This window comes from Anaeromyxobacter sp. PSR-1 (assembly GCF_000964525.1).
Classification (GTDB): domain Bacteria; phylum Myxococcota; class Myxococcia; order Myxococcales; family Anaeromyxobacteraceae; genus Anaeromyxobacter.
In genome coordinates this window covers 32,955-42,334 of record NZ_BAZG01000020.1, presented here as the reverse complement: position 1 = coordinate 42,334, position 9,380 = coordinate 32,955, and the positions used below count along the sequence as shown (strand labels likewise).

Sequence of the window (9,380 nt, the reverse complement as noted above, 5' to 3'; positions counted from 1 at the left end):
CGATCCCGCGCGCGCCACCAATGCGGCGGCGCCGCCGTACGGCACGCGCGGCGAGACGGCGGTCACCGCGATCGCGGTCGGCGCGCACCAGAAGCACCTGTTCGCGAGCCTCTCGTCGCCGCTCGCCTGCGGCGAGTGCCACGCGGTGCCCACCTCGACCACGCACGCGGACGGCACCGTGCAGCTGCAGTTCGGGGCGCTGTCGCGCACCGGCGGCCGCACGCCGGCCTGGGACCACACCGCCGCCACCTGCGCGTCCACCTACTGCCACGGCTCCATCGCGGGCGCGGCCGCCCCGGCGCCGACCTGGACCTCGACGGCCGGCACCACCTGCGCCTCCTGCCACCTGCCGCAGAGCGGGAGCGGAACGTCCGCTTACTCCGGGCGCCACTTCCTGCACGTCTCCAGCCGCTCGATCTCGTGCGCGACCTGCCACGGGACCGGGTACACTGCGAGCGCCGTCGCGCCGGCCACCCACGTGGACGGCACGCGGCAGCTGCAGCCCATCGTCGGCTGGAACGCGGCCTCCCGGAGCTGTGCGCCGGGGTGCCACGGCGGCGAGACCTGGTAGCGGACCGGCGGTCGCGCTGCCGGCACGCGCCGTGCCCGAGGGCACACGTCACCCGACCCGCGCCTCCTGCGGTCGGGTGACGCGTCCCTTGCGCACGGTCAAGCCACCGGCCCGCCGACGAGGGCATTCTGGCGCCGCGCGCCGGCCCATCCGGGCGCGGCCACGGACCGAGGACCCTCCCGAATGCGCTCCGCTCGAATCACCCCGCTCGTCCTTTCCCTCGCCCTGCTCGCCGCCTGCTCGGCCCGCAAGGTGGAGGAGGCCGCCGAGGCGGGCACCACCTGCACGCGCTGCCACGGCGGCGTGGACAACCTCACCGGCGCGCCCCCGCGCGACGCCCACGGCAGCCTGACCGGCCCGAAGGTCGGTGCGCACACCGCGCACCTCGACGCCGGCGTCGCCTGCGAGACGTGCCACAAGGTGCCGTCCTCGGTGGACGACCCGGACCACATCGGCCCCGGCTCCATCAAGGTCCGGTTCGGCCAGGCCGCGAAGCTGGACGGCGCGAGCCCGACCTACGCCGCCGGCACCGGCACGCTCGGCGGCACCTGCTCGAGCACGTACTGCCACGGCAGCACGCTGTTCGCGGGCGGCACCACGCCGAACCCGTCGTGGAACCAGCCGAAGCCCAGCGCGGCGGAGCGCTGCCAGGCCTGCCACGGCAACCCGCCGCCGAGCCACAGCGCGCTCGCGACGAACTGCTTCCAGTGCCACTCCGACTCGGTGGACGCGAACCAGCAGATCAAGCCCGGCGGCAAGCACGTCGACGGCCACGTGGACATCGTGGCGCTGACCGCGTGCGCCGGCTGCCACGGCGATCCCGGCCGCACGCAGGACTCGCCGCTCGTCCGCGCCGCGCCGCCGGTGGACACGCAGGGCAACGTCACCGGCGCCCGCGTCGGCGCGCACCTCGCGCACCTGCGCGACGGCCCGCTCGCGAAGGCGTTCGCGTGCAGCCAGTGCCATGTGGTCCCGACCGACTCGGCCCACGCCTCGAACGGCGCGCCGGTGGTCACCTTCGGCCCGCTCGCGTCGCTGAACGCGAACCCGAGCTACGCGAGCGGCACCTGCAGCGGCGTCTACTGCCACGGCGGCGGCAACACGCCCATCGGCGGCGGCGGCCTGAACATCGCCCCGACCTGGACGCAGGGGAGCGGCGGCGCGACCTGCGGGAGCTGCCACGCGCTCGTGCCGCCCTCGCCGCACCCGTCGGTGGATCGCAGCGGCGCGCCGCTCGCCTCGCTGCCGCAGTGCTCGCAGTGCCACCCCGGCACCGTGAACCCGGACGGCTCGATGTTCGTCGCGAACGGCCTGCACGTGAACGGCGTGGTGGACCAGAACGTCCACCCGGCCGGCTGGCTCGCACCCGCCGGCACGCAGCAGCCCCACGGGCTGGCGGCGAACTTCCACGACCCGGCGTACCCGCGCGGCCTCGACGACTGCCGGAGCTGCCACGGCGCGGACCTGGACGGCGGGCCCGGCGCCGGCGTGTCGTGCAACGCCTGCCACGCGGCGAACGGCCAGCAGACCTGGCAGACGAGCTGCACCTTCTGCCACGGCGAGCCCAACCGCGCGCAGCTCGCGGCGGCGCCGCCGGTGGACACGCAGGGCCACGTGGCGCCGTCGGAGCGCGGCGTCGGCGCGCACCAGACGCACCTGTTCGGCAAGCAGCCCACCGGCGCCATCAGCAACGGCGTCGCCTGCGGCGCCTGCCACGACGGGCAGCCCTACGCCGACATCGCGCACGTGGACGGCGCGGTCGCGGTGGCGCTCAAGACCCCGGGCGGCGCGGCCGCCGGCACGTTCGACGCCGGCGCCGGGACCTGCGCGTCCACCTACTGCCACGGCGGCTTCCGCGCCGGGAAGGCCGCCACCCCGGCCTGGACCGCCACCTCGGTGGACTGCGCGAGCTGCCACGCGTCGCAGACCGGCACGGACTTCAGCGACGCGCACCTCGTGCACGTCGGCACGTTCAAGCTGTCCTGCGGCGTCTGCCACTCCGCCGCGTACGCGCCGGGCGCCACGCCGCCCACCGCGGACAAGGCGCTGCACGTGAACGGCCAGGTGGACGTGGCCGCCTCGGTCAACTACGACCGGACCACGCACGGCTGCGCCGTCGCCTGCCACGGCCCGGAGCGCGCCTGGTACTGATCCACCAGGACGTACCGTGAAGGTCCCGAGGCCGGGGGGTGCGCCCCCCGGCCTCGCCCTTTCGGCCCTTTTCCTTGCGCCCGCGCCCCGCACCTGTCAGGTTCCGGGCGCTGCGGGCCCCTGCCCGGCCTGCCCGGAGGCCCCTTCCCATGCGCCGCGAGCACAGCGATCAGCGGATCGCGCTCTTCATCGACTTCGAGAACCTCGTCACCCGCACCGGCCTGTCGGCCGAGACGTTCGACCTCCAGCCCGCGCTCGACACGCTGCTCGAGAAGGGCAAGGTGGTGTTCCGCCGGGCCTACGCCGACTGGACGCGCTTCTCGGCCGCCACCCCGCGCCTGCACGACAAGGGCGTCGAGCTGGTGGACGTGCCCCCCTCGACCCGCGCCGGGAAGAACGGCGCCGACATGCGCCTCGTCATCGACGCGCTCGAGCTCGCCTACCTGCGCGAGCACATCGACACGTTCGTGATCGCGTCGGGCGACTCCGACTTCTGCCCGCTCGCCTACAAGCTGCGCGAGAACGACCGCACGGTCATCGGCATGGCGGTGCGGGAGGCGACCAGCCCGCTGTTCGTGAAGGCCTGCGACGAGTTCATCTACCTGCGCCCCGGCTCCCGCCGCCGCGCCGAGGGCGGCGGCAAGGAGAAGCCGGAGAAGCCCAAGGAGAAGATCGCCGCGGTCGTCCCCGAGGTCGCGCGCGAGGCCACCGCCGCCATCCTTGGGCGAGCCGCCGGGCCGGTGAACCCGTCCGCGATCAAGGCCGCCATCGTGCGCCGCCAGCCCGACTTCGACGAGCGCGAGCACGGGTTCTCGTCCTTCAACCGGATGCTGGAGGCCATGGAGGCCGAGGGCCTGCTCCGCCGCGAGCAGGGCGCCAAGGGCCAGTGGTACGTGGTCCCCGCGGCCTAGCGTCCCGCCCGCCGCCGCGCCCCGGCGCGCTCCGCCCTAGCTTCTCGGGCAGGAGGCGCCATGGCGAAGGATCGGAACCCCGACCCGCGGCGGGCCGGCGCGCAGCCGCCCTACCCGAAGCAGCAGCAGCCCACGCCCGGCAGCGAGGCCGGGATGCGCCCGCGGCCGGACTTCGGCGAGCGGAGCTATCGCGGGCACGGCCGCCTGCAGGACCGGGTCGCCATCGTCACCGGCGCCGACAGCGGCATCGGGCGCGCCGTGGCGCTCGCGTTCGCGCGCGAGGGCGCGCACGTGGTGGTGTCGTACCTGTCCGAGCACGAGGACGCCGAGGAGACGCGGCGGGTGGTGGAGGCGGCCGGGCGCACCGCGCTGCTGGTGGCCGGCGACCTCGCCGAGGACGCGCAGTGCGCGCGCGTGGTGGCGGCCGCGATCGAGCGGTTCGGAAGGCTCGACGTGCTCGTGAACAACGCCGCGTTCCAGGGGCGCGCCGTGGAGCGCTTCGAGGACCTCGACGCGGAGCGCGTCGAGCGGACGTTCCGGACCAACGTGGTGGCGATGTTCAACCTGACCCGCCACGCCCTCCCCCACCTGAAGCCCGGCGCCGCGATCGTCAACACGACGTCGATCCAGGCCTACCACCCCAACCCGCAGATCCTCGACTACGCCGCCACCAAGGGCGCCATCCGCACGTTCACGCAGGGGCTCTCGAAGGAGCTGGCCGCGCGCGGCATCCGGGTGAACGGGGTCGCGCCCGGGCCCATCTGGACGCCGCTCATCCCGCAGTCGTTCCCGGACGAGAAGGTGGAGAAGCACGGCGAGAGCGCGCCCATGGAGCGCGCCGGCCAGCCGGCCGAGGTCGCCCCGGTGTTCGTGTTCCTCGCCTCCGACGACGCGCGGTACGTGAGCGGGGAGATCGTGGGGGTGACGGGCGGGTCGCCGCTGGCGTAGGTGCGCGCGCGCCCCGCGAACGCGGGACGGAGGTGGGACCCGCGCGCGCTTGCGGCGCCACCCCCGGCGGCGCGACAGTCGTCCTCAGCGCGATGGCGACCGAACCTCGCAGAGCGTGGACGACCCGCCTCCAGGCTGCGCCGTCGGCGGCGTTCTTCGCCGCGACCTGGGCGCTGCTCGCGATCGCCGGCGCGTCGCGGATGTTCCAGGACCCGGGCACGTTCTGGCACGTGCTCACCGGCGAGCGGATCCTGACCCACGGCCTGCCGCGCGAGGACTGGCTCACCTTCACCTTCCAGGGGAAGCCCTGGATCGCGCACCAGTGGCTGGCGGAGAGCGCGATGGCGCTGCTCCATCGCCTCGGTGGCTTCGACGCGTTGCTCGTGGTGGCGAGCGCCGCGCTGGCGCTCCTGTTCACCTGGCTGTTCGCGCGGCTGGTCGCCGGCGGGGTCCAGATCCGATGGGCGGTGCTGATCTCCTCGCTCGGCATCCTCACCAGCGCCGGGAGCATCCACGTCCGCCCGCTCCTGGTCTCGATGGTGTTCTTCGGGTGGACCTTCGCCGCGATCGCCGACGTGGAGGCCGGGCGCGCCGGCCTTCGCAGGCTGTGGTGGCTCGTCCCGCTGTTCGTGCTGTGGACGAGCTGCCACGGGGCCGTCCTGGGCGGACTGGCGACGCTCGGGCTCGCGGCCGCCCTCTGGATCTCGACCTGGGCGCTCGGGCACGAGTCCCCCGTGACCGGGCCCGCCGACGCGCTCACGCTCTGCGGCGTCCTCGCCGCCGGCATGGCGGGCACGCTCCTGAACCCATACGGCGTGGAGATGATCCGGACGTGGCTGGCGATCGTGAGGTCACCGGTCATCGCCGGGTACATCCTGGAGCATGCGTCGCTGTGGAGGACGGGGTCCTGGTACGTGGTCCCACTCGCGGCCGGGTACGCCGCCGTGGCTGCCTCATGCGGCCGCGCCCGCTGGACGGCGACCTGTCTCCTGCCGCTCGTCTGGCTCGTGCTGATGCTCCAGCGCATCCGGCACGCGCCCCTCTTCGCGATCGCGGCGCTGATCGCGCTCGCCGAGCTCCTCTCGCGCAGCGGGGCCGCCGCGTGGCTGGCACGGCACGGGATCGGGATCGGGGGCGCGCGCCGCCCGGCTCCGGTCCTGGCGCGCGCCGCGTGGCTCGCGCCGGTCGCGGTGCTCGCGCTCGCCGCGCTCAACCATCACGAAGGCGGCCCGCCGCTGGCGGGGCCACAGCGCGCGCGCTGGCCGTACGCGCTCGTCCCGCAGCTCGATGCCGCCGCGCGCGACCTCGGGCCGCGCGTCCCGGTGCTGACCGACATGGTGCTGGGCGCGTTCGTCGCCTACAACGTCCCGGGCGTCCGGATCTTCGGCGACGATCGATGTGAGCTGTACGGGGACTCGTTCCTGCGCGAGTGGTACGAGGGGGACCCGGCCTTCTACGCGCGGCAGGTGGCCGAGCACGACGTGCGCCTCGCGCTGTCCGAGCGCGGCTCCCGGCTCGACGCGTACCTGCGCGGCAGCGGCTCCTGGCGCGAGGTGGCGAGCACGCCGCGCGCCTCCCTCTTCGTCAGGCCCGCCTTCGCCGGACCGGCACGCGCGCCTCGAGCGCAGCTGCCCTGAGACGGCGCGCCCATCCGGCGGGACCCGCCACGCAGCGGGCCCGTCCGGCGGCCTACCGCACGAGCATCGGGCGCAGCGGACCGGTGCCGAACCAGCCGCAGCCGATCACGCCGGCCTCGTCGTCCACCTCGTCGCACAGGAACTCGACGTCGATGTACGAGTTGCTGGCGCCGCCGCAGACCATCCGGACGAACCGGAACGTCGCGAACCCGATCACCTGGTGGGTCTGGTTGAACCGCGGCGGGCACTCGCCGTCCACCACCGGCGCCCGAACCTCGCGCGGCTGCGTGCAGGTGCCCGACCCGTCGGCGCGGCAGTAGTGGTCGAACGTCGGCTGGTTGTTCTCGGGACCGCACAGCGTCGTCGAGCCCTGCTGGCCGTTGCTGATGTTGACCAGGTCGCCCGCCTGCAGGTTCCGGCACAGCGCCCCCGAGATGATGTTGCGGTAGGTCTGCGTGTTGGCGGAGTCGAGCGAGAGCGACGAGAGCCCGGCGGTGTCGGTGCCGTCCGGGCTGAAGTGGATGCGCAGCGTCCGGCCGCAGGCGAGCTGGTAGGTGTCGGGGTCCTCGATGCCGCAGGCGAAGAACGCGAGCGGTGCATCCGGGCACGAGTCCTCGCAGGGGCCGCCGTTCACGGCCACGGCCTCGGCCGCCACGTCCATGCGGTCCGCGCCCACGAACCCGGAGAACGCCACTTCGACCGCGTTCGCGCGAGCGGCCTCGCGCCCGGCGCGCACCAGCACCGCGTTCACCCGCCGCGCGTCCTGTTCCGTGACGATCGGGCTCACCGGCGTGAACGCCGTGGCCGGATCCGCCGAGAAGGGATCCCAGTGCCCCGGGATCACGTCGCTCGTCGGGGCGATCTCCACGGGCATGGAGCGGTCGGTGATGTGCCGCTCCGTGAAGTCGCTCGCCAGGGCCCCCGGCCTCCCCGCCAGCAGCGGGGCGAGCGTCCCGTCCAGCTCGGCCGCGCCCGCCAGCGCCCCCGAGTCCACCGCGCTCTGCAGCTGCCCGCGCACCGCCCGGCTGTGCCCCACGTTCAGCGCGAGCGCGAGGAACGCGCCCAGCACCACCACCACGATGGCGACCAGGACCGCCGTGACGCCGCGCTCGCTCCGCCTCGGGTCCGGACGTGCCATGAGCGCTCCTCAGTTGCCCGGGACCGACGGCGCCGGCCGCGCCGCCGAGCCCGCCTTCTGCGGCGCGACGATCAGCAGCTGCGGCTCCTGATCCGGCTGCGCGCCCTTCGGCGCCAGGCTGTTCCGGTACGAGGCCGCGATGATCGCGGCCTCCTGGGAGTCGAGGCCGGGCGCCGGGTCCACCGGCGCGCGCGCGGGCGCGGCCCGCTGTCCGCCGAACGCGGCGCGGTACGCGACCCCGTGCGTCGGCGTGATGGTCCTGCGCGACCCGCACCCGGCGAACGCGACGGCGAGACAGACCACGGCGATCTTCGCTCCGCTCATGTCACCCTCCTCCCGCGACCGGCCCGGTCGCCACGTCCGGCGGCAGCGCGCGGCCCAGCGTCCGGGCCACGTCCGCCAGGTTCGCCCGCGCCCGCGCCAGGCCGGGGTCCAGCCGCACCGCCGCGAGGTAGGCGTCGTAGGCCGGCGCCAGCAACCCCGCCGCCTCGTACGCCACCCCGAGGTTGTTGCGCGCCTCCGCGGGCGGCTCGGCCAGGTCGAACTGCTGCGCCGCCCGCGTGAAGTCGCCCGCTCGCGCGTAGGCGAAGCCCAGGTTGGTCCGGGCCCGCCGGAGCGTGGGCTCGATCTCCACGGCCTTCCGCAGCGCCTCCAGCGCCTTGTCGTTGCGCCCGCGGGCGAACAGCGCGAACCCGTAGTCGTTCCAGTAGGACGCGTTGCGCGGCGAGAGCTCGAGCGCCCTGCGGTGGTGCCGCTCGCCCTGATCGTACCGGCCGTCCACGTCGTGGAGCACGGCGAGCGCGGCGTGCGCCGGGGCGTGGCGGCCGTCGAGCCGGATCGCCCGCTCGAAGTCTGCGCGCGCCTCCTCGTGCACCCCACGCTCACGCAGCGCCACGCCGCGGAGCGTGAGGCTCTCGGCGGAGGGGGCTGCGCTCGCGTGGTAGCGATCGAGCGCGAGCAGCGCGTCGTTCCAGGCGCGGTGCTCGATCATGGCCCTGGCCACCGCCAGCCGCGCCTCGTCCAGCGGACGGCCCGGGGACCGGGCGCCGGCGCACGCGCAGAGCGCGAGCAGCGCCACCAGGCCGGCGCGGCGGATCATCGCCCACCTCCCAGCAGCGGGAACAGGCGCTCGGCCATGTTCACCACCGCCGGCCCGAGCACCACCGCGAACACGCACGGGAGGATGCAGAGCACCAGCGGGAGCGACATCTTCACCGACACGTACGCGGCCTTCTCCTCCGCGCGGTGCATCCGGCGGATCCGGATCCCCTCGGCCTGGACGCGGAGCGCGGCCCCCACGCTGGTCCCGAACAGCTCGGTCTGCGCCAGGGTGGCCGAGAGCGACCGCAGCTCGGGGGCGCCGGTGCGCTCGGCCATGCGCCGGAACGCGGCGATGCGGGGAATGCCGGCCTTCACCTCCAGGAACACCAGGCGCAGCTCCTTCGAGAGCAGCGGGTGCGCCAGCGCCACCTCGTCCGAGACGCGCTGGAGCGCCGAGTCGAGCCCCAGGCCGGCCTCGACGCAGGTCACCAGGAGGTCGAGCGCGTCCGGCAGCGAGCGGTCGAGCTGCGTCTGCCGCGCCTCGACCCGGGCGCGGAGCCAGAGGTTGGGCAGGAAGAACGCGAGGCCGGTGATCAGCGCGGCCATGGGCAGGCCCGTCCGCACCGGCTCGGTCCGGAGCGCGTTCAGGGCGGCGAAGCCGGTCAGGGCGACCACCGCGAGCGCCACCTTCGCCGCGACGAAGCCCTGGGGCGCGCCGGCGCGGCGGATGCCGGCCCAGACCAGCTCGCGCCGGAGCCGGGAGCCACTGCCGGCCTCCTCCTCCATCGAAGCCAGGCCGGGCTGCAGCTGGAGCGCCGGATCGCCGTCCAGGGCGCCGGCGCCGGTCGCCCGCAGGCGCCGGACCACCGGGTCGGCCTCGCGGCGCATCGCGGTCCACGCGCCGGCCAGCGCGCCGACGATCACCACCGCCAGTCCGCCGATCCCCCACGCCATCAGCGATTCCGCGCCCATGCCGCCGCCCC

9 protein-coding genes are annotated in these 9,380 nt (G+C 75.1%); 5 read left to right on the top strand and 4 right to left on the bottom strand.

Annotation, left to right across the window (positions count from 1 at the left end; all coding sequences use genetic code 11):
* From PSR1_RS05815 to PSR1_RS05795, 5 genes are all read left to right on the top strand, one after another.
* Positions 1-571 (top strand): CxxxxCH/CxxCH domain-containing protein (locus PSR1_RS05815; protein WP_152643313.1); only part of this gene is annotated, 571 nt, incomplete at its 5' end.
* A gap of 183 nt (positions 572-754) precedes the next feature.
* Positions 755-2,722, top strand: a complete 1,968-nt coding sequence (locus PSR1_RS05810; RefSeq protein WP_059436681.1) for a CxxxxCH/CxxCH domain-containing protein — start codon at positions 755-757, stop codon at positions 2,720-2,722.
* A 149-nt stretch (positions 2,723-2,871) separates the two neighbouring features.
* Positions 2,872-3,633 carry an NYN domain-containing protein gene (locus PSR1_RS05805; RefSeq protein WP_059436680.1) on the top strand — a complete coding sequence of 254 codons (762 nt, stop codon included), beginning with the start codon at positions 2,872-2,874 and terminating at the stop codon, positions 3,631-3,633.
* A 60-nt stretch (positions 3,634-3,693) separates the two neighbouring features.
* A complete protein-coding gene (locus PSR1_RS05800) occupies positions 3,694-4,581 on the top strand; it encodes a glucose 1-dehydrogenase (RefSeq protein WP_059436679.1) in 888 nt (295 codons plus the stop codon).
* A 92-nt stretch (positions 4,582-4,673) separates the two neighbouring features.
* On the top strand, positions 4,674-6,218 hold the full coding sequence (locus tag PSR1_RS05795; protein WP_059436678.1) for a hypothetical protein: 1,545 nt from the start codon (positions 4,674-4,676) through the stop codon (positions 6,216-6,218).
* A gap of 52 nt (positions 6,219-6,270) precedes the next feature.
* Here the strand turns inward: PSR1_RS05795 and PSR1_RS05790 are convergent, their stop codons facing one another.
* From PSR1_RS05790 to PSR1_RS05775, 4 genes are read right to left on the bottom strand one after another with little or no spacing between them, the layout of a single operon-like run.
* Positions 6,271-7,356 carry a Tad domain-containing protein gene (locus PSR1_RS05790; RefSeq protein ID WP_059436677.1) on the bottom strand — a complete coding sequence of 362 codons (1,086 nt, stop codon included), beginning with the start codon at positions 7,354-7,356 and terminating at the stop codon, positions 6,271-6,273.
* Between the two features lie 9 nt (positions 7,357-7,365).
* On the bottom strand, positions 7,366-7,680 hold the full coding sequence (locus PSR1_RS05785) for a hypothetical protein (RefSeq protein WP_059436676.1): 315 nt from the start codon (positions 7,678-7,680) through the stop codon (positions 7,366-7,368).
* 1 nt (position 7,681) lies between these two features.
* Complete coding sequence (locus PSR1_RS05780; protein WP_059436675.1) at positions 7,682-8,455, bottom strand: tetratricopeptide repeat protein; 774 nt, start codon at positions 8,453-8,455, stop codon at positions 7,682-7,684.
* Positions 8,452-9,369: a type II secretion system F family protein gene (locus PSR1_RS05775; protein ID WP_059436674.1), complete on the bottom strand. Its 918-nt coding sequence runs from the start codon at positions 9,367-9,369 to the stop codon at positions 8,452-8,454. Before PSR1_RS05775 ends, PSR1_RS05780 begins: the two co-directional genes overlap by 4 nt.
* Positions 9,370-9,380: the final 11 nt, after the last annotated feature.

Excerpts from the sequence above, each read along its gene's own strand:
- PSR1_RS05805 (WP_059436680.1), top strand. The coding sequence starts at position 2,872 with ATGCGCCGCGAGCACAGCGATCAGCGGATCGCGCTCTTCATCGACTTC.
- PSR1_RS05775 (WP_059436674.1), bottom strand. The coding sequence starts at position 9,369 with ATGGGCGCGGAATCGCTGATGGCGTGGGGGATCGGCGGACTGGCGGTG.
- PSR1_RS05810 (WP_059436681.1), top strand. The coding sequence starts at position 755 with ATGCGCTCCGCTCGAATCACCCCGCTCGTCCTTTCCCTCGCCCTGCTC.
- PSR1_RS05790 (WP_059436677.1), bottom strand. The coding sequence starts at position 7,356 with ATGGCACGTCCGGACCCGAGGCGGAGCGAGCGCGGCGTCACGGCGGTC.
- PSR1_RS05780 (WP_059436675.1), bottom strand. The coding sequence starts at position 8,455 with ATGATCCGCCGCGCCGGCCTGGTGGCGCTGCTCGCGCTCTGCGCGTGC.
- PSR1_RS05800 (WP_059436679.1), top strand. The coding sequence starts at position 3,694 with ATGGCGAAGGATCGGAACCCCGACCCGCGGCGGGCCGGCGCGCAGCCG.
- PSR1_RS05795 (WP_059436678.1), top strand. The coding sequence starts at position 4,674 with ATGGCGACCGAACCTCGCAGAGCGTGGACGACCCGCCTCCAGGCTGCG.
- PSR1_RS05785 (WP_059436676.1), bottom strand. The coding sequence starts at position 7,680 with ATGAGCGGAGCGAAGATCGCCGTGGTCTGTCTCGCCGTCGCGTTCGCC.